The organism is Flavobacterium sp. HTF (assembly GCF_003105115.1).
Lineage (GTDB): Bacteria > Bacteroidota > Bacteroidia > Flavobacteriales > Flavobacteriaceae > Flavobacterium.
On the sequence record NZ_QETH01000002.1, the window covers coordinates 96888 to 116327 of the forward strand.

Consider the following 19440-nt stretch of genomic DNA (forward strand, 5'->3'; position numbering starts at 1 on the left):
ATGGAAAATAAGAAAGTCAGCTCTTTTCTGGATAAATTAAAAGAAAGCGCCAAAAAACAGGAAAATTATGGCGGAGCCATAGAAATTAACGAGGCCAAAATAAATGTAAGGGACTGTCCCGGCTGTGGCGCAGGAAGAGCCAAGCAAGATGGTGTAACGCATTGCGCTTACTGTGGATATGAGTTTCTAAACGTAAAACTTACAGACGGAGTTTATATTAAAAAAGAAGATAATTCAATTTAAAAATCATATAACGTGTTCGGATTATTCAATAACAAAAAAAATGAAAAAGAAGAAGCTTTTCCCGAATGGTACCCGGAGCTTCAGGAATCTCAGCAAAGATGGTTTACTTTCTTAGAAAAGCTGGAATCTAAAATGGAAGAATTGGCAACGGCGGCAATTCCGGAGTTAAAACAGCTTTTAGAGGACGACGATGATTTTTATAAAAGAACCTTTCATAAAGTATATTCCGGTGTCAATGGTCAATTGAACAATATAAGGGAAAAAGCCAGGGACACTTACGAAGAAAAAATCAATGACGTTTATTACAGATACGATTCTCAGGTTTCTGTCCTGAGCAAACATCACAGTTTACTATCGGATTTTAGAAGTGCCTGCGGAGATCGCTATCATGATGAATTTGAAAATAAATATGACTATTGGAGGAAGCAGATCGAAAAAACGCAGGAACGAGATCTTGAAATCGAATATGAAAAGATCCTAAACGAATTTGAAACTATTAAAGACAAATTCAACTGTACACAATGCAGTGGAAATATTACAATAGAAAAGATCTTTTTAATCGAAACTTATATTACGTGTCCATATTGCCAGACGCAAAATACTTTTGCTCCAAGTACCCAGGGCCGAAATTTACAAAATATTGCACGGGGCCTTGCTGAACAAAGAACGGCACATTTGTATGAAGAATTTGAAACCGAAAACGACAAAGAAAGAGACCTGTACCACCAGCGTCATGAACTAAGCCTGAGCAAAATTCGCGAATCTGACAAAAAAGTGCTGAGCGAAATTCAGGCAAAAATGGATGAACTCGAAGAGCAAAGGCAGTTTGCTATTAAAAATGCTCCAAAATTAAAACAGATTTATCTGAGGGCAATGTATGACGAGTGGAACAAAATCACACCGGATTTAAAAGAACACAACGAAAAAATGTATCAGAATCAATTACACAGTTTATAATTTATTAATCTTAAAAATCAACAAATGTTTAAAAAACTTTTTGGATCTCTAACAGGAGACAATAAACAGGAAAATCAAAATTACGAGCAGCCACAAACATCAAACGATAGTTACGAAGATGATTATGAAAACGAATATCAGGAAGCAGAATACGATCCTGAAACACTTCACGGAACTCATTATGAAGTAGAAGATTTTGATAATGAAGTAGCCAGAAGAGCCGAAGCATGGATTCAGGACGAAAGTGACAATGGTGAAAACCTGGATGAAAAAGACATTCAAAACATCTATTTTAACTACAGAAGAGACGTTTATAAAGAATGGAATAACTGCGATTCTGACCAAATGATCCGATTTGAGCATGCTAATTCATTAAAATATACCGGCATACAAACTTCCGGATTTGTAAAAGTAGATGAAAACAATCCGTTTTTAGAACCGGTTCACGGAGTAGATTTAAGAACTTACACCGCATTATGCCTTAAAATAAGTGCCGGAGTTGATTATCTTGAGGTTTGTAAAGCAATGGGATTTGAACCGGTAATCTGGGAAGAATTAAACACAATCTGGCCTCAGCGTATGGGAGAAGATACTTCTTTTACCGTAACAACCTTATTTGGTCAGTATTATGCAGAGAACGTAACCGTTCCGCAATTAGAAAACCTTAAAGCAGAAATATCAGCAGAAGGACAGGCAAATCTTGACAGAATCAAAACTGACCGTTATTTCTATGAAGAACTTGCCGGAGCAAGACAGGCTGCTTACGAATACGGAATCGATGGCGCACAATGGATTTTGGAAAACTACGGAATCAATCTGGCAGATTTTCAATCGGTTGCGATGCAATGGATGACCGAACAAAACCAAAACTGGAACTCAGAAGAAATTATAGAGTTTTCAAACTATCAGCAGGAAAAACAAAAAGAATATGCTGCTAAATTTGCTGCCGAGCAAGGCGGTAATATCGCTGATGATGTAGAATTCTAATTTGATTAAAACATTCTGTGTAAAATCGGCTAAGAATAAATCTTAGCCGATTTTTTTATTGATAAAAGAATTATTTTTATTGTTTATCAATAAATTTTTATTATTTTTGATTTCATTATCTAAACTTATCAATCATGGAAATCAAAATTACCACCAAGCAAATACTTATGGTATTGCATATCCTTTCCTGGATAATTTTCATAGGCTTGTGTATCGAAGCCGGATCTTATATCTCTAATGGTATTTTTACATTGACAGTACATCCGCAGAATGCAGGATATTTAGAGTTATTACATCTTTATGAATTTGATGCCGGACGTTATGTACAGGAACTGATTCTTCTTACTATCATAGCAGTAATAAAAGCTGTAATGTTCTATCAGATTGTAAAAATCCTCTACAATAAAAAACTAAACGTATTACAGCCCTTTAATAGTGAAATGGGGCGTTTTATATTTAATCTCTCTTATCTCGCTATTGGTATTGGCTTATTTTCTTACTGGACTGTGAGCTTTAATAAATGGTTGGTGAATCAAAATGTAAAAATGCCAAATATAGAAAACCTTCATATTGGCGGTGCAGATGTCTGGATTTTTATGGGGATCGTATTGTTAGTAATCGCTCAGATTTTTAAGAGAGGAATTGAGATTCAGTCAGAAAACGAATTAACCATTTAAACATACAATATGCCCATTATAGTAAATTTGGACGTGATGATGGCCAAAAGAAAAATGTCATTAAATGAACTTTCAGAAAAAGTGGATCTGACTTTGTCGAATCTGTCAATTTTGAAAACCGGAAAAGCAAAAGCAGTTCGTTTCAGTACACTCGAAGCTATTTGTAAAGTATTGGACTGTCAGCCCGGTGACATTCTGGAATACGTTCCTGATAAATAAATATGTAAAATTATTCCGAAAATACAATCTTTGCTTTTAGGTATGTAACTTTTTATGAAGTTGGCTACTAACTATTTAGTTTAACAAAAAAAGCAATTCATGAAAAAAATTTCAAGACGTTCGTTTGTTAATAAATTCGGAGTCGGATTAGGAGCATCTGTTGTTATAACCACACTTCCCTCCTTTCTGACAGCACCGGAAAGTTCTAAAAAGCTTTATACCGGAAAAAAAATAAACATCGCGCTCTGCGGTTTGGGAAATTATGCCTCAATGTTAGCCGAAGGGATTGAAGTATCTGAATATTGCCATCTCGCCGGAATCGTTACCGGAACTCCTTCAAAAGCAGAAAAATGGAAAGCCAAATATAATATCCCCGAAAAAAATAGCTACAATTATGAGAATTTTGACGAAATAAAAAACAATTCCGATATTGATCTGGTGTACATCGTGATGCCAAACGGTTTGCATAAAGAATATACCATTCGTTCGGCAAAAGCGGGAAAAAATGTTATCACAGAAAAACCAATGGCAGTATCTGTAAAAGACTGCGAAGAAATGATAAAAGCCTGCAATGACAATAATGTACAACTGGCAGTTGGATATCGTTTACACTACGAACCTTATCACCTGGAATTAAAAAGATTAGGACAACAAAAAGTTTTCGGCCAAATACGATTTATTGAAGCTTCAGTTGGTTATAAAACATATGACACTCTGGATACCAAAACCATTGTCGATAAAAATGATCGCAGTGAATGGCGATTGAATAAAAAATTATCCGGCGGTGGTCCTTTAATGGATTTAGGGATTTATTGCATCCAGGCCAGCCGATATGTTTTGGGAGAAGAACCAATTGCAGTTACGGCCCAATTTGGGCATATAAATGATAAAAACAGGTTTTCGGAAACAGAAGAAAGTATATCATGGCAAATGGAATTTCCTGGTGGAGCGACCGCCAATTGTAATACTTCCTGCGGTTTTTATATTGATCGATTTTATGCCACTGCAGATGAAGGTTTTTTTCAATTGAGTCCGGCCTTAAGTTATGGCCCTTTTGAAGGTAAAACATCTGAAAAGGAATTAAAATTTCCGGTAATAAATCAGCAAAAAACGCAACTCGATGAAATTTGCAAAGTCTTATTGGAAAATAAAAAACTGCCCAATCACATTACCGGCGAAGAAGGATTAAAGGACATTAAAGTGATCAATGCCATTTACAAAGCTGCAGAAACAGGAAAGAAAGTTTTTTTATAAAGAAATTCCAGTTTTGAAATAGTAAAATTTTTATTCAAAAACAGTACGAATTATGCTTAATTTTAAGCAACCTTTTACTTCAGTTGTTATCTGTAAAAGAACACGAACTTATAATCCAGTCCGACTTCATGAAAAATTTTGCTTATATATTGACACTATTTGTTTTGGTTTCCTGCAGCAGTACAAAGACTGTTGCTTCTTCTGAAAATTCATTAAACGGAAAATGGAACTGGGTCAGCTCGACTGGCGGCTTTATAGGTTCAACCCTTACGCCTGCCTCAGAGAAAAAAACAATGACAATTGAGATTTCCAAATCAACGATTAAAAGATTTGAAAACGGAAAACTGATTTCTGAAAATGACTTTTCTGTAGAAACCGGAAATTCAATTTACGGCAATGACAAAAAAATGATCGTTTACAAAAACGACGCTCCTAAGCAATCTTTTGAGATTAAAGACAATGTTTTATATTTAAACGATGAATGCCACGATTGTTATCAGTCACAATATGTTCGTGTAAAATAAAATTAATATGGAAGTCTGTATTATTGAATTTCCGTCTAATCTGGGCTTAAAAGAACCGCAACCGGGAAAAGAACCCGGAGTAAAATATTTACCGGATTTTTTGCAAAAACACAACCTGCATAGTATTCTCAATCCGGAGAATATTGTGCGGCTTGATGCCCCGGACTATTCTAATGTAAGAGATGCTGAAACAAAGATTCTTAATTCAGATTCCTTAATCGAATATTCAATTCAACAGGCCGGGTTAATTAGCAAAACATTTGATAATAATCAATTTCCGTTTATTCTTGGCGGAGACTGCAGCATACTTCTGGGAGCAGCAATTGCCTTAAAACAAAAAGGAAATTACGGATTATTTTACCTTGACGGACATACCGATTTTATGGACATTTCCTTGTCTGAAACCGGCGGCGTTGGCGGAATGGCAGCCTCAATTGTAACCGGAAACGGTCATAAAAAATTAACCGATATTTTAGGTTTGATTCCTTACATCAAAGAAGAAAACCTCTGGTGCGTGGGCAACCGAGAGTACGATGACGAATATGAAAATGAAATTCGCAACTCAGACGCAACGTATATCAGCCTTGATGAATTGAGAAAAAGAGGAATCTCAAAATGTACAGCATCGTTTCTTTCTGAAATTGAAAACAAAAATCTGGATGGTTTCTGGCTTCATATCGATGTTGATGTTCTAAATGATGAAATAATGCCCTGCGTTGACAGCCGGACTCCCGATGGTTTAACTTACAATGAATTTAATGAACTGACTTTAGCCTTGTTCAAAAGCAATAAACTTGCCGGACTTGAAATAACGATTCTCGATCCGGATTTAGACAAAACCGGAGAATACACGAATGCTTTTGTAACCCATTTGACATCAGCTTTCAATAAGGCAAAATAATTAGTACCGGGATTTTTCTTATTTTCGTAAGACAAAGAAAAAATTTCCGGAACATTTCTATTAAAATTGCCATGAATATTCTAATAGTTTACAGTCATCCAAGTCAGAAATCCTATACTTTTCAGGTTTTAAAACAATTGAAATCCTTAATTCTAAAACAAAACTGGAACCTTGAAATTTCGGATTTGTATGAAATGAATTTCGAAAGTGATATGTCTGAAAATGAATATGAACGAGAAGGTTTTATAAAAAGAGAACTTCCTGTTTCTGAAGATGTTCTGGCAGAGCACCAGAAAATTGAAAACGCAGACTGCATTATCTTTTTATATCCGGTCTGGTGGAGCGATTGTCCGGCCAAACTCAAAGGCTGGTTTGACAGGGTTTATTCGGTTGGATATGCTTACGGACAAACCGAGAACTATAAAAAAATGAAAACCATACCAAATGGAATCGTAATCTGTACAGCAGGACATCCAAACGAATTTTTAGAAGAAATCGGAATTGCACAAAGCATGCAAAACATTATGCTCGATGACAGACTCGGCAAACGTTTCGACAATAAAGAGATGCTTATTCTGGGCGGAACCCTGGAACTGGAAAAAGTGATGGAAAAACATATGAAGGAAATTGAAAATATGGTGGAGAAAATTAAACAGAGTTACTAAAAATGAAAAAAAATAAGATTAGAGTTTATCACTTATTCTGGGCTGTTGCTATAATCGTTTTATAATTGGGAGTAATTGAGAAAGAATAAAATTTACTCTTAATGACAGGATTGGACTTATTTTGTTTAGTTCTCTTTTTTTGTCATTCTGAGGAACGAAGAATCTTCGTTACAGGATCGACAAAGAAATGATTTTAGATTGCGTAGCTGCTTACGAAGATTCTTCGTTCCTCAGAATGACAAGATTGAGGCTACTTTGTGGATCCTGCTAGTGAGATTACTTCGTTCCTCAGAATGACAAGATTGAGGTTACTTCGTGGATCCTGCAACGAAGATTCTTCGTTCTTCAGAATGACAAGATTGAGGTTACTTTGTGGATCCTGCAACGAAGATTCTTCGTTCCTCAGAATGACAAGATTGAGGTTACTTTGTGGATCCTGCTAGTGAGATTACTTCGTTCCTCAGAATGACAAGATTGAGGTTACTTTGTGGATCCTGCTAGTGAGATTACTTCGTTCCTCAGAATGACAAGATTGAGGTTACTTTGTGGATCCTGCTAGTGAGATTACTTCGTTCCTCGCAATGACAAGATTGCGGTTGTTTTGTGGATCCTGCTAGTAAGATTGCTTCGTTCCTCAGAATGACAAGATTGCGATTACTTTGTGGATCCTGGTAGTGAGATTTCTTAGTTTCTCGCAATGACACAGTTTGGCAAAATCTAAAATCTAAAATCTAAAGTCTACAATCTACAATCTAAAAACCTTCATCCCCGCTTTAGACTAAGACAATAGTAGATTTGGCTACAACTATTATATTGATGTTGCACAACTTTGTATCATCAAAAAATAGATATATGAAAATTACAATTACAGGTTCTTTAGGGAACATCAGCAAGCCACTGGCTCAGGAGTTAGTGCAGAAAGGACATGAGATTACCATAATTTCGAGTAATCCTGAAAATCAAAAAGAGATTGAAGAATTAGGTGCAAAAGCAGCTATAGGTTCTGTAGAAGATATTACGTTTTTAACCGATACTTTTAAAGGTTCAGACGCTGTGTACTGCATGATTCCAAGAGCGAATTATTTTGACCCTAATATGGATTTAGACGCTTTTACCCGCAACATCGGGAACAGTTATGCCGAAGCCATCAAAAAATCAGGTGTTAAAAAAGTGGTGTTTTTAAGCAGCATTGGGGCACATTTAGAAAAAAATTCAGGTATTATTCAGCGTTATAATGAAATCGAAGCCGTACTGAATAAACTAACAGATGTATCAATTACTTTTATGCGACCGACCTCTTTCTTTTATAACGTTTTGGCTTATATTCCGATGATTAAGAATATTGGTGCTATAGCTGTTAATTATGGTGCTGAAAAAACAATTCCGTGGGTTTCTCCTTTGGATATTGCGTCTGCGATTGCCGAAGAAATCACTGCTCCGCTTGACGGAAGAAAAATTCGCTATGTGACAAGTGAAGAACTGACAGGATATGAAACAGCACAAATTTTAGGAAACGCAATCGGAAAACCGGATTTAAAATGGATTTTAACCTCTGACGAAGAATCCTTAAACGGATTATTAAATGCCGGAATGCAGCCAAAAATTGCAGCAGGTCTAATCGAAATGTACGCCGGACTTTACAACGGTTTATTGGCCGAAGATTATAATCGTAATAAACCGGCTGAATTTGGAAAAACAAAAATGGCAGATTATGCAAAAGAATTTGCCTTAATTTATAATCAGAAATAAGTACCTTGTGCTATGGCAAATTCTCAACCGCACCGGATAAAAAGTATCAGTGAATTTCACGAGTTTCGCGATCTGCCCAAACCGGAGCATCCGCTTGTCAGCGTTTATAATTTTGCAGATATCAAATATTTAAACGAGAATGAGCCGCAAAGCCTCATTCTCGATTTTTATACGATTGCACTTAAGAGAAATGCAAATGCCATAATGCGGTACGGTCAGCAGGAATATGATTTTAAAGAAGGTGTTTTACTGTTTCTTTCTCCCGGTCAGGTTTTTTCGATAGAAGGAAATGCCGAATTGCAGCACTCAGGCTGGTCGCTATTGATTCACCCTGATTTTCTGTGGAATACTCCCCTTGCGCAGAAAATAAAACAATATGAATACTTTGGGTATTCGGTTTATGAAGCCTTACACCTTTCTGACAAAGAAGAAAAAATGATTATCGATATCATTCAGAATATCCGGAAAGAATATCAGTCTAATATTGACAAATTCAGTCAGGATGTTATAATTGCCCAGATAGAACTGCTCCTAACCTATTCTGAACGTTTTTACAACCGACAGTTTATTACCCGGAAAATCAGCAGTCACGAGATTTTATCACGCCTGGAAAAACTGCTGGAAGACTATTTCAGCAGTGATTCTTTAGCAAAAAAAGGCTTACCGACAGTACAATATATTGCCGAAACTTTGAACCTTTCCCCAAATTATTTAAGCGGTTTGCTAAAATCACTTACAGGGCAAAGCACGCAACAGCACATTCACAATAAACTAATTGAAAAAGCAAAAGAAAAACTCTCCGTAACGAACTTATCCATTAGTGAAATTGCTTTTGAACTCGGTTTTGAGCATCATCAGTCTTTTAGTAAATTATTCAAAACAAAAACGAATATTTCGCCTTTAGAATTCAGGCAATCTTTTAATTAAAGAAGTATTTTCATGTGCAATAATTTCATAAATTCGTTTCAACAAAACGAAAAATTATGAATCCCATTTTAAGAAATATCCTTGCCGTTATTGCCGGCCTTTTTATTGGAGGTGTTGTAAATAATATTCTTATTTTAATAAGCGGCTCCATAATTCCTGCTCCAAATGGCGCAGACGTTTCTACAAGAGAAGGATTGCTGGCAGCTATGCCTTTTTTTGAACCAAAGAATTTTATTTTTCCTTTTTTAGCACATGCACTAGGCACTTTTGCCGGATCGGGAACAGCCATAAAAATTGCAGTTAGCAACCAGACCAAATTAGCTTTTGTTGTGGGTGCATTCTTTTTATTGGCCGGTATCATTATGGTTACTATTCTTCCCTCTCCTGTTTGGTTTACTATTACAGATCTTGTGTTAGCTTATATACCAATGAGTTATCTGGCAGTGAAGCTATTTCGTAAAAAAGTATAAATTTTTTATTTTTTTCAGGATGAACACAAAATCAACAAAATTAAAACCGGCAAAATTATGCTACGAACATATTGGCGGAAAACTGGGTCAGCTCCTGTTGGAAAATTTTGCAGATAAAGCATGGATTGCCAAAAAAACTCCGACAGATAAGCATTTTTACATTACAGAATTGGGACAAAAAGAATTTACAAAACTGGGCATTGATATCAGTCAGATAAAATCAGAAGATTTATAATTCAGTCGTTTTAGGATTTTTTTACGAAAAAAGATAGCGACAATTTCTTACCTTAGTTAGCTTTTAAAATTTTAAAATCATGACAAGGAAATATATCGCAAAGGACTTTTTAAAACTTGCCGCCAAAGGCCATTCACACGAAGCATTCCGTCTTTATGTTGGCAGTAACTTTAAGCATCATAATGTTTATTTTAAGGGAGATGCCAATACTTTAATGCTTGCTATGGAAGAAGCGTTCAGATTAAATCCCAACAAGGTTATTGAAATACATCATGCAATCGGAGACAAAGATTTTGTGGCTATACATTCGCATGTCAAGCAAAACAAAACAGATTTGGGAGTTGCAGTGGTTCACATTTTCAGGTTTGAAGAAAGTAAAATAGTTGAACTTTGGGATTTAGGACAAACAGTTCCGGCCAAAATGATCAACGAGAATGGAATGTTTTAAATAAAAATCAAATCACAAATATAAATTTCATAAATGAATTCAATTTTCAGGTTCTCTGCCTTATTAACTGTTCTTTTTTTATTCTCCAATTGTAATTCGTTTGCACAAAAAACAGCTCTTCTTTCTGCTCAGACAGATAGTTTACTGGCCGTTTCTTCTCCAAAATTTAATGGTGCTATTGTAATTTCCCAAAAAGGAAAGATATTATACAGTAAAGCTGTGGGGTTTGCTGATTATGAGAAAAAAACGCCTTTAAAAATGGATAGTGAATTTGAAATTATGTCGAATACCAGACAAATCACAGCCGTTTTGATCTTACAGCAAGTAGAACAAGGAAAAATTGATCTTCAGGCTCCAATAAAAAAATACCTGCCCGATTTAAAACACACCTGGACAGATACTATAACGGTTCATCAGTTATTAAATCACACTCATGGAATTGTTGATTTAGAAAAACCTTTACTTTTTAAACCCGGAAGTGATTTTAAATATGGCAATGAAGGTTATCCCGTCTTAGGCCAGATCATAGAAGCTGTTTCTAAAAAACCGTATCCGGAAATGGCAGCTGCACTTTTTAAAAAGCTTAAAATGAAATCTACTTTTTGCTATTTAAAAGACCACAACAGAGATTTGGTTTCAGGTTATATCAATGATAATAATACTTTAGAAAAGGCACAAAACTCTTTAATATCCCCATACAAATTACCGTCATGCGGAATTATTTCAACCGTAAATGATTTAAACGTCTGGAATAATAATCTACATAAAGGAAAAATCTTAAAGCCAGAAACCTATAAATTGATGCTTCAGTACAATATTCTGGCACAGCACAATGTTTTCGGAAAGGAAAAAGCAGGTTACGGTTACGGACTTAGAATTGTAGATAAAGAAACTCCAAAATATATTGGACACACAGGTCTGGGCGATGGATTTTCTTCTTTAAATTTGTATTTTCCGGAAAGCGATTTGAGTTTGATTGTACTGGAAAATAATATGAATGCAAATCCTGAATTGTTTTACAGTACGGGAATTAAAATCAAAAATCTTCTTTTGAAAAGTGATCTAATTCAAAAATAAAGAAACAATGGCTAAAAATAAAACAACAGAAACCGAAAGCAGTGTTACTGATTTTATTAATGCTGTCGAAGAAACAACGAAAAGGAACGACTCGTTTGAGCTGGTAAAAATAATGCAGGAACAATCTGGTTTTGAACCCAAAATGTGGGGGCCGGCTATTATTGGTTTCGGAAGTTATCATTATAAATATGACAGCGGTCACGAAGGAGACGCGCCGCTTGTCGCATTTTCGCCCAGAAAAGCCGCGATCTCCCTTTATTGCTATACTACAACAGAAGACAAAGACGAATTACTATCAAAATTAGGCAAACACAAAGCTTCTAAAGGCTGTATTTATATCAAAAAACTAACTGATGTTGATACCGAAATCCTGAAGAAACTGATTTCACTTTCAATCAAAAATTTAAACAAATTATATCCACCCCAATAAATCATGACTATAACTTTTATAATACTTATTATTTTAGCCCTTTATATTTTTCTGCAAGATCCGAGATTCGGCAAAGCACCAGCCGGAGAAAGACTAGCTCAAATTCAGAAATCACCACATTACAAAAACGGAAAATTTGAAAACATTCATTTTACACCGCAACTTACCGAAGGATACTCGATGCCGGGAGTTTTATATGAATTTTTGTTTAAAAAAACAGCGCACAGAGTGCCCCTCAATACAATTCCTTCTGTTAAGACAGATTTACTACAGCTGGATGTAAATCAGGATATTTTGGTCTGGTTTGGACATTCTTCTTATTATTTTCAGATTGAAGGAAAACGTTTCCTTGTAGATCCGGTTTTTAGCGGCAACGCTTCTCCGATTGCAGGAACGACAAAATCTTTTAAAGGTTCTGATGTTTATACCGTTGAAGATTTTCCTGAAATTGACTACTTATTGATAACACACGATCATTATGATCATTTGGATTATAAAACCATTTTGAAATTAAAGCCCAAAACAAAACAAGTTGTCTGCGGTCTTGGTGTTGGTTCACATTTTGAATCCTGGGGTTTTCCGGTTCAGAATATCATTGAGAAAGACTGGTATGAAAAAATAGAACTGGATCAGAATATTACGCTTTATACAGCGCCAACACGTCATTTTTCGGGTCGTGGCCTGGTTCGTAATAATACGCTCTGGCTTTCTTTTATCTTAGAAACCAGTGATTTTAAAATGTACCTGGGCGGAGATACCGGTTATGATACACATTTTGCTGAAATTGGTGCAAAATACGGCCCTTTTGACGTTGCCCTAATCGATAACGGTCAATATGATATTAAATGGAAATACATTCACAATTTACCGGAAGATGTAATTCAGGCCGCTAAAGATTTAAAAACCAAAAGATTATTCCCTGTTCATTCTTCTAAATTCCCATTAGCGAACCATGCCTGGGACGAGCCTTTAAAAAGAATCACAAAACTGAATGAAAATGAAGCAAACCCTTTTCCATTAATTACACCTATGATTGGTGAATTGGTCGAACTGAAAAATGAAAATCAAAGATTCCAGAAATGGTGGGAAAGATTGCAATAAATTTTATTCAAGATATAAAGAGGTGAAGGTTCAGAGTTTATTTGCTGAAACCTGAAACTTGAAACCTGAAACCTGAAACCTGAAACAAGAAAAACTTTGAAACAAACAATATTATTATTTACTCTTCTGTTTTGCATTCATTTAAGTGCACAGAATACTTATGTCTTTCTGGGATCATATAATCGTGATGTAAAAGCCGAATCTGTTCAGATTTATCAGTTGGATACTTTAAATGGAAAATTGAATAAGGTAACCGGGATTCAAAATATTATTAATCCGTCTTACTTAACCGTTTCTCCAAACGGAAAATATGTTTACGCCTGTACCGATACCAAAACACCAAATGCAGGAAGCGTTAGCAGTTTTGAATTTAATCCGCAGCAAAAAAGCCTGACTTTTATAAACAAACAATCAAGCGGCGGAGAAAATCCCGTTTATGTTTCTGTCCACAAAAATGGCAAGTGGCTTATAAACGCCAATTATACAGAAGGAAGTGTTTCGGTTCATCCGCTTTTGGAAAACGGAAAAATTGACTCGATTGCGCAGAATTTCCAATATCTGGACGGAAGCGTTCACAAAGAAAGACAGACCCGTTCACATGTTCATTCGGCTGTATTTTCACCTCAGTTTGATTATCTATTCCTACCCGATTTAGGAGCCGATAAAATACGCTGTTATCAATTTGACGAAACACAAAAACAGCCTTTGACAGAAGCAAAAATTCCCTTTACAAAAGCAGATCCGGAAGCCGGCCCGAGACATTTTACCTTTCATCCCAATCAAAAATTTAGTTATTGTATTGAAGAAATGTCCGGATCGATAAGTGCTTATCAGTATAACAACGGAGTTTTAGAAAAGATTCAGAGGATCAATACGCATCCCGATAAGATAACAGCAGGTTTTGAAAGTTCTGATATCCATATTTCGCCAGACGGAAAGTTTTTGTACGCTACCAACAGAGGAAAAGAAAACAATATTGCTATCTTTTCGATTGCTGAAAACGGCCTTTTAACGAACGTTGGTTATCAATCTACTTTAGGAAAACATCCAAGAATTTTTGCGATTGATGAAAGCGGGAATTTTTTAATCGCAACAAATGTCACTACGGGAAATATTGTCGTTTTTAAACGAAATCCAAAAACCGGATTACTTAAAAAGACAGGGAAACAAATCAAAATGGAAAATGTTTCCTGTGTTCAGATCAGAAAAATCTAATTTTAAATTCTAAAAAATGAGTACATCAATTTTAAATTTACAGCCTGAAATACTGGAAAATGAGTCTGTAAAGTTAGTTCCCCTAAAGGAAACTGATTTTGAAACCCTATATAAAGTTGCTTCCGATCCTTTAATCTGGGAACAGCATCCGAATAAAAACCGTTATGAAAGAGAGGTTTTTAAAAACTTTTTTGAAGGTGCAATGGAAAGTAAAGGTGCTTTTCTGATCATTGATAAAAAAACAAATGAAGTTGCCGGAAGCACACGATTTTATGATTATGAGCCCGAAAACAAAAGTGTTTTTATTGGCTATACTTTTTACGGAAGAAAATATTGGGGCACCGGATTTAATCCGCAGGTAAAGAAAATGATGTTTGATTATTCTTTTAAAGCGGTTGATAAAATCAGGTTTCACATTGGAGCAGAAAATTACCGTTCGCAGATAGCTATAGGGAAATTGGGAGCAAAGAAAATAGATGAACAGGAAGTGGCCTATTATAATGAGCCTTCCCGTTATAATTTTGTATACGAAATAGAAAAATAAAAATGAAAAGAATAACCGTTTTTTGTGGTTCCAGTTTTGGAACCGAAGATATTTATAAAGAGCAGGCAACATTGCTTGGACAAGCATTGGCAAAGCAAAATATAGAATTGGTATATGGTGGCGCAAATGTAGGTTTGATGGGCGCTGTGGCAGATGGCGTTTTAGATGCAGGAGGCAAAGCAATTGGCGTTTTGCCGGATTTTCTGCGTTCTAAAGAAATCGCGCATTTGGGTTTGACCGAATTGATTCTGGTAGAAAGCATGCATGAAAGAAAAACCAAAATGAATGATTTATGCGATGGCGTGATAGCGCTTCCGGGTGGTTTTGGTACGCTGGAAGAACTTTTTGAAATGGTTACCTGGGCGCAATTGGGTTTACATAAAAAACCAATTGCTGTTTTAAATACCAATGGCTTTTATGATTCCTTAATCGAATTAACCCGGACTATGGTTGAAAAAGGTTTTCTGAAAAGTGTAAATCAGGAAATGCTTTTGGTAAGTGATAATATTGAAGATTTATTGGATAAAATGAAAAACTATGTCGCTCCTACAGTTGGAAAATGGATTGATAAAAAGGAAGTTTAAACTACTCTGAACAAATAAAAAACTTTTAAATAAAAAAGTTTTTTAACAATAGAAACCATATATATTTGCTGAAATTTTTCTATAGCCAATTATATAAATCTAAAAATGCACAAAAAATTATTTACTTGTTTAATCGTTCTTTTAAGTTTTACAGTACATTCACAAATTAAGTTTGAAAAAGGGTATTTTATCGACAACAACGATAAGAAAATCAATTGCTTAATCAAAAATCTCGACTGGAGAAACAATCCGTCTGAAATTCAATACAAGCTGGATGAACAAGATCAGCCCATTACAGTTTCAATGCAGCAATTCAAAATGTTTGAAATTGAAAACGAATCCAAATATGAAAAGTTTACTGTAGATGTAGATCAGTCAACGCAAACAATTGACGATTTAGGGTATGACAGAAATCCTGAATTTAAAAAAGAAACTATTCTACTGAAAGTTTTACTGGAAGGAAAAGCAACATTATTTGAATATACTAAACAAAATGAAACTTTTTTCTTTTTCAAAACCGATACAATACAGACGAATCAGTTGATTTATAAAACATATAAAATTTCGGAACAACAAATCGCTGAAAACAATTTTTATAAACAACAGCTGGCAAGAGGTTTGAAATGGGACCAGAGTACAAATAATCAACTGGCAAGACTTAAATACGAAAGAAATCCTCTTATTAAAATCTTCAAAATTTATAACACAAGCCAGAATTCAGAATCCAGCAGCTTCAAAACAGAACAAAAAAGAGACTTATTTAATTTAGCAATAAGACCCGGCATAACAAGTAATAAATTAAATATCACAAATGCTGTAGCCTCTTCCTATAATACAAAATTTGATAACCAGATAGGTTTTAGGTTAGGTCTGGAAGCTGAATTTATTTTACCGTTCAATAAAAACAAATGGGCCATAGTTATAGAACCAACTTATCAGATTTATAAATCTGAAAAAACAAGAGCGAACGGATTAAGCGTTGAATTCGATTATAATACAATCGAATTTCCAATCGGATTCAGACACAATATGTTCCTGAGTACTAACTCAAAATTATTTATTAATGCTCAATATGTTTTCGAAAAAGCCATAAATTCAAAAGGTGTTTTTGAAGAGAAGTATGGAAATAACGAAATAGAAATCAAACCCCGAAATAGTTGTGTTTTCGGTCTGGGATATAATTATAAAAAAAAGTACAGCGTCGAGGCAAGGATAAATTTACCAAAAGAAATTCTGGGATCATATATCTATTGGGAATCTAATTACCAGTCTGTTTCTCTGGTGTTTGGATATAGTATATTTTAAACTTAGTTCTTTTTTTATTCAGTTTTATTCAGTCATTTTTTCGTAAATTACAGCTCTAAATATTTTGAGGCGGAACAATTAAAATCTGCACATTTTATTGAACATCTAACCCGAAAAAAGATGAAAATAGAAAACAATAAATTCGCAAAAGCCGAAATGCTGATTAGAAAACCTGTTTCAAAAGTTTTTCAGGCTTTTACAGATCCGGAAATCACCAGTAAATTTTGGTTTACCAAAGGTTCAGGAAAGTTAGAAGAAGACAAATCTACTGAATGGACTTGGGAAATGTATGGCTTTTCGCTAACGGTCACTACAAAAGTGCTCAAAGAAAATCAGAAGATTGTTATTGAATGGGGAAACTCCGATGAAATCACTTTGGTCGAATGGGTTTTTACACCATTAAACGAAAATGAAACTTTTGTGAGCATAACCAACTCCGGTTTAAAAGGCGATACCGATAAAATTATAGATCAGGTAAGAAATTCCACCGAAGGTTTTACATTGGTTTTAGCCGGAGCAAAAGCTTATTTAGAACATAATATCCAGCTTAATCTCGTTTTGGACCGTTTTCCTAAAGGGATTGCTTAGAAGGGAAAGTTTCACGTTTCAAGTTTCAAGTTTCAGGTTTCAGGTTTCATCAGCAAAAACCTGAAACCTGAAACCTGAAACCTGAAACAAAAAAAACAAAATCACAACAATCATGGATATCAGAAAACCCGAAAATATCGACGAATATATTGGCACATTTCCAAATGATGTTCAGGAAATTCTGGAACAGGTCAGAATGACGATTCAGGAAGCGGCGCCGGATGCCAAAGAAAAAATCAGCTATTCGATGCCGGCTTTTGATCAAAACGGAATTGTGGTTTATTTTGCGGCTTTTAAGAACCATATTGGTTTATATGCGTTGCCAACAGGACATGAAGCTTTTGCAGCAGAACTTTCAAAATACAAATCAGGAAAAGGTTCCGTACAATTTCCTTTAAAAGAACCAATGCCTTTTGAACTGATTACCAAAATTGTAAAATTCAGGGTCAATGAAAATTTAGAAAAAGGAAAAAAGAAATAATCCCAATGAACTTAACCGAACATTACGATCAGCTTTACAAAAAATCTTCCGGTGCAATTTTAGCCGGAAATTATACTATTGATTCTGACATCAAAAACGAATCTGATGCCAGGTTCGGCATAACCTTGCTTATTCGTCCGAGCGAAGAAATAAAAGCAAATATTGCCCTTTTTTTGGAGGAATTAAAAGAGGCTGACCCGACACAATATTATTATCCGGATTCTGATATTCACATTACCGTTATGTCCATCATTTCCTGTTCGGAGGAGTTTAGTCTGGATCAGATTTCACCAAATGACTATATCGAAACAATCTGCAAAAGTATGGTTGATATCGACAGCATCCGAATCCAGTTTAGAGGCGTTACCGCTTCTCCGTCTGCGATTATGATTCAGGGATTTCCAACGGATGAAACTCTCAATGATTTTAGAAATAAGCTGCGTGAGAATTTTAAAAACTCAGCATTACAACAAAGTATAGACAGCCGATACACCATTTCTGCTGCACACTCGACTGTAATGCGTTTTCAGGAAAAACCAGAGAATCCTGAAAAGCTGATGCAGATTACAGAAAAATTCCGCGATTATGATTTTGGCGAATTGGTTGTAAAAAAAATGGAACTCGTTTATAATGACTGGTATCAGCGAAAAAGCAATACCAAAATCCTGGGGGAATTTGGTTTGAGATAATTGAAACTTATTTTTTGAATTCTCCGAAATGCCATAAAACACCCGACGGATCGTGTAAAAAACATTCTCTTCCCCAGTCTAAATTTTGAATAGGGATTAATTTTGATTCTGAATATTTTTCGGGAAGTTTCAAAGCTAAAAGTTCTGCATAATAACGATCCACATCGTCAACTTCTAAAAAAATCATCGTGTTTTCTATCCACTCTTTTGCATAATAGTCCTGAAGATAGAATGCCGTTTCACTGGTTTTAAAAACAGAAAAATTGGGTGCTAAAACTATTTCTTCAAATCCTAAATCACGGTAAAAACTTCTCGATAATTCAAAATCTTTTGCACCTATAAAAGGTCGTATTGATTTGATTTTGTGCTGCATTTCAAATTAATTAAAAATTATTTTCAAAAACCTTAATTATCAAACCCAAGCTGCTTTCGCAAATCCAGATTCAAAGCATATTGTTCATCAACCGGGATTATTTTTCTTGAATTTTTATTGATATCATTTCCTTCCGCTGTCCAGAGAAACGGGTAAAAATTAAAAACTTCATCCCCTTTTATCTTTGAAACTTCCTGTCTCCATTCATTCCATCTGTTTCCTTCATAAAATTTATCCAGATCATTATAGAAACAAAATTGCAGAAACTCCGAATAAGTAATATCCAGAGGCTCGTATTCTAAACTGTCCGGTGCGAAATAATAAATTTTACCTAAATCTTTCCCTAATCCACCACCATTCAAAATATAAAATCCCCCAATTGCATCATCAGCAATTATCAAAAATGAAGGTGTTTCGCCAAATTCTTTAAATGATTTTCCCTTATTCCAGTCCGGAAGCGAACGGTTAAATTTTGCATTTCCGGAACCTAAAATTCGGATCCATCCATCATCTATCAAAAGTCCGCCTGTCATAAAAACGATCGCTCCCATTGGTGAACTTGTTGTAACCTGTGTTTTGTACAATGATTCTTTTGCACTTAACGGATCTGCCGGTAAAATTTCTACTTTATTTTTAGCCGACTTTATCCAGTCTTGTACAAGCGTCCAGGCAGGATCTGTTTTGTTTATAAGTTCTTCAGCTTTTTTCATTTTATTTTGCGCTGTGGTAATGAAAGTTATAAAGAGTAATAAAATTATACCGGTTTTTCGATTCATGAGTTTAGATACAGTTCTTTT

At 35.2% G+C, this 19440-nt stretch carries 26 protein-coding genes; 24 read left to right on the forward strand and 2 right to left on the reverse strand.

The window, feature by feature from the left end; all coding sequences use genetic code 11:
• The 24 genes from DCO46_RS01180 (at position 1) to DCO46_RS01295 (ending at position 18270) form a co-directional block, all read left to right on the forward strand.
• Entirely contained in the window at positions 1-243 is a 243-nt protein-coding gene (locus DCO46_RS01180; RefSeq protein WP_116750766.1) for a hypothetical protein, read from the forward strand.
• Between the two features lie 12 nt (positions 244-255).
• Entirely contained in the window at positions 256-1200 is a 945-nt protein-coding gene (locus DCO46_RS01185; RefSeq protein ID WP_116750767.1) for a hypothetical protein, read from the forward strand.
• A gap of 24 nt (positions 1201-1224) precedes the next feature.
• Positions 1225-2187 (forward strand): DUF6620 family protein, encoded by a 963-nt coding sequence (locus DCO46_RS01190; protein WP_116750768.1) that lies wholly within the window; start codon positions 1225-1227, stop codon positions 2185-2187.
• A gap of 134 nt (positions 2188-2321) precedes the next feature.
• A complete protein-coding gene (locus DCO46_RS01195) occupies positions 2322-2864 on the forward strand; it encodes a DUF2975 domain-containing protein (RefSeq protein ID WP_116750769.1) in 543 nt (180 codons plus the stop codon).
• Positions 2865-2873: 9 nt separating this feature from the next.
• On the forward strand, positions 2874-3083 hold the full coding sequence (locus tag DCO46_RS01200) for a helix-turn-helix domain-containing protein (RefSeq protein ID WP_116750770.1): 210 nt from the start codon (positions 2874-2876) through the stop codon (positions 3081-3083).
• A 99-nt stretch (positions 3084-3182) separates the two neighbouring features.
• Complete coding sequence (locus DCO46_RS01205) at positions 3183-4337, forward strand: Gfo/Idh/MocA family protein (protein ID WP_116750771.1); 1155 nt, start codon at positions 3183-3185, stop codon at positions 4335-4337.
• A gap of 128 nt (positions 4338-4465) precedes the next feature.
• The gene (locus DCO46_RS01210; RefSeq protein WP_116750772.1) at positions 4466-4861 is read left to right on the forward strand and encodes a hypothetical protein; all 396 of its coding nucleotides are present in this window, start codon (positions 4466-4468) and stop codon (positions 4859-4861) included.
• A gap of 7 nt (positions 4862-4868) precedes the next feature.
• Positions 4869-5762: an arginase family protein gene (locus DCO46_RS01215; protein ID WP_116750773.1), complete on the forward strand. Its 894-nt coding sequence runs from the start codon at positions 4869-4871 to the stop codon at positions 5760-5762.
• Between the two features lie 71 nt (positions 5763-5833).
• A complete protein-coding gene (locus DCO46_RS01220; protein ID WP_116750774.1) occupies positions 5834-6427 on the forward strand; it encodes an NAD(P)H-dependent oxidoreductase in 594 nt (197 codons plus the stop codon).
• 852 nt (positions 6428-7279) lie between these two features.
• Positions 7280-8176 carry an SDR family oxidoreductase gene (locus DCO46_RS01225; protein WP_116750775.1) on the forward strand — a complete coding sequence of 299 codons (897 nt, stop codon included), beginning with the start codon at positions 7280-7282 and terminating at the stop codon, positions 8174-8176.
• Positions 8177-8188: 12 nt separating this feature from the next.
• On the forward strand, positions 8189-9103 hold the full coding sequence (locus tag DCO46_RS01230; protein WP_116750776.1) for a helix-turn-helix domain-containing protein: 915 nt from the start codon (positions 8189-8191) through the stop codon (positions 9101-9103).
• Between the two features lie 56 nt (positions 9104-9159).
• Positions 9160-9573, forward strand: a complete 414-nt coding sequence (locus DCO46_RS01235; RefSeq protein WP_116750777.1) for a hypothetical protein — start codon at positions 9160-9162, stop codon at positions 9571-9573.
• Positions 9574-9592: 19 nt separating this feature from the next.
• A complete protein-coding gene (locus DCO46_RS01240) occupies positions 9593-9808 on the forward strand; it encodes an ArsR family transcriptional regulator (protein WP_116750778.1) in 216 nt (71 codons plus the stop codon).
• A 79-nt stretch (positions 9809-9887) separates the two neighbouring features.
• The gene (locus DCO46_RS01245) at positions 9888-10256 is read left to right on the forward strand and encodes a nuclear transport factor 2 family protein (RefSeq protein ID WP_116750779.1); all 369 of its coding nucleotides are present in this window, start codon (positions 9888-9890) and stop codon (positions 10254-10256) included.
• A 33-nt stretch (positions 10257-10289) separates the two neighbouring features.
• A complete protein-coding gene (locus DCO46_RS01250) occupies positions 10290-11333 on the forward strand; it encodes a serine hydrolase domain-containing protein (protein WP_116750780.1) in 1044 nt (347 codons plus the stop codon).
• Between the two features lie 7 nt (positions 11334-11340).
• Positions 11341-11763, forward strand: a complete 423-nt coding sequence (locus DCO46_RS01255; RefSeq protein ID WP_116750781.1) for a DUF1801 domain-containing protein — start codon at positions 11341-11343, stop codon at positions 11761-11763.
• 3 nt (positions 11764-11766) lie between these two features.
• Positions 11767-12864, forward strand: coding sequence for an MBL fold metallo-hydrolase (locus DCO46_RS01260; RefSeq protein ID WP_116750782.1), 1098 nt, complete (start codon positions 11767-11769; stop codon positions 12862-12864).
• Between the two features lie 96 nt (positions 12865-12960).
• Positions 12961-14079: a lactonase family protein gene (locus tag DCO46_RS01265; RefSeq protein WP_116750783.1), complete on the forward strand. Its 1119-nt coding sequence runs from the start codon at positions 12961-12963 to the stop codon at positions 14077-14079.
• 16 nt (positions 14080-14095) lie between these two features.
• Positions 14096-14623, forward strand: coding sequence for a GNAT family N-acetyltransferase (locus tag DCO46_RS01270; RefSeq protein ID WP_116750784.1), 528 nt, complete (start codon positions 14096-14098; stop codon positions 14621-14623).
• Between the two features lie 2 nt (positions 14624-14625).
• Positions 14626-15207: a TIGR00730 family Rossman fold protein gene (locus DCO46_RS01275; protein WP_116750785.1), complete on the forward strand. Its 582-nt coding sequence runs from the start codon at positions 14626-14628 to the stop codon at positions 15205-15207.
• Positions 15208-15312: 105 nt separating this feature from the next.
• Positions 15313-16512: a tRNA modification GTPase gene (locus DCO46_RS01280; protein WP_116750786.1), complete on the forward strand. Its 1200-nt coding sequence runs from the start codon at positions 15313-15315 to the stop codon at positions 16510-16512.
• 120 nt (positions 16513-16632) lie between these two features.
• Positions 16633-17100, forward strand: coding sequence for an SRPBCC family protein (locus tag DCO46_RS01285; RefSeq protein ID WP_116750787.1), 468 nt, complete (start codon positions 16633-16635; stop codon positions 17098-17100).
• 112 nt (positions 17101-17212) lie between these two features.
• Entirely contained in the window at positions 17213-17581 is a 369-nt protein-coding gene (locus DCO46_RS01290; RefSeq protein WP_116750788.1) for an iron chaperone, read from the forward strand.
• A 5-nt stretch (positions 17582-17586) separates the two neighbouring features.
• Positions 17587-18270 carry a 2'-5' RNA ligase family protein gene (locus DCO46_RS01295; RefSeq protein ID WP_116750789.1) on the forward strand — a complete coding sequence of 228 codons (684 nt, stop codon included), beginning with the start codon at positions 17587-17589 and terminating at the stop codon, positions 18268-18270.
• Positions 18271-18277: 7 nt separating this feature from the next.
• On the opposite strand, the gene DCO46_RS01300 is transcribed toward DCO46_RS01295, so the two are convergent.
• The gene (locus DCO46_RS01300) at positions 18278-18643 is read right to left on the reverse strand and encodes a VOC family protein (RefSeq protein ID WP_116750790.1); all 366 of its coding nucleotides are present in this window, start codon (positions 18641-18643) and stop codon (positions 18278-18280) included.
• Between the two features lie 32 nt (positions 18644-18675).
• Entirely contained in the window at positions 18676-19419 is a 744-nt protein-coding gene (locus DCO46_RS01305; protein WP_207784937.1) for a DUF2625 domain-containing protein, read from the reverse strand.
• Positions 19420-19440: the final 21 nt, after the last annotated feature.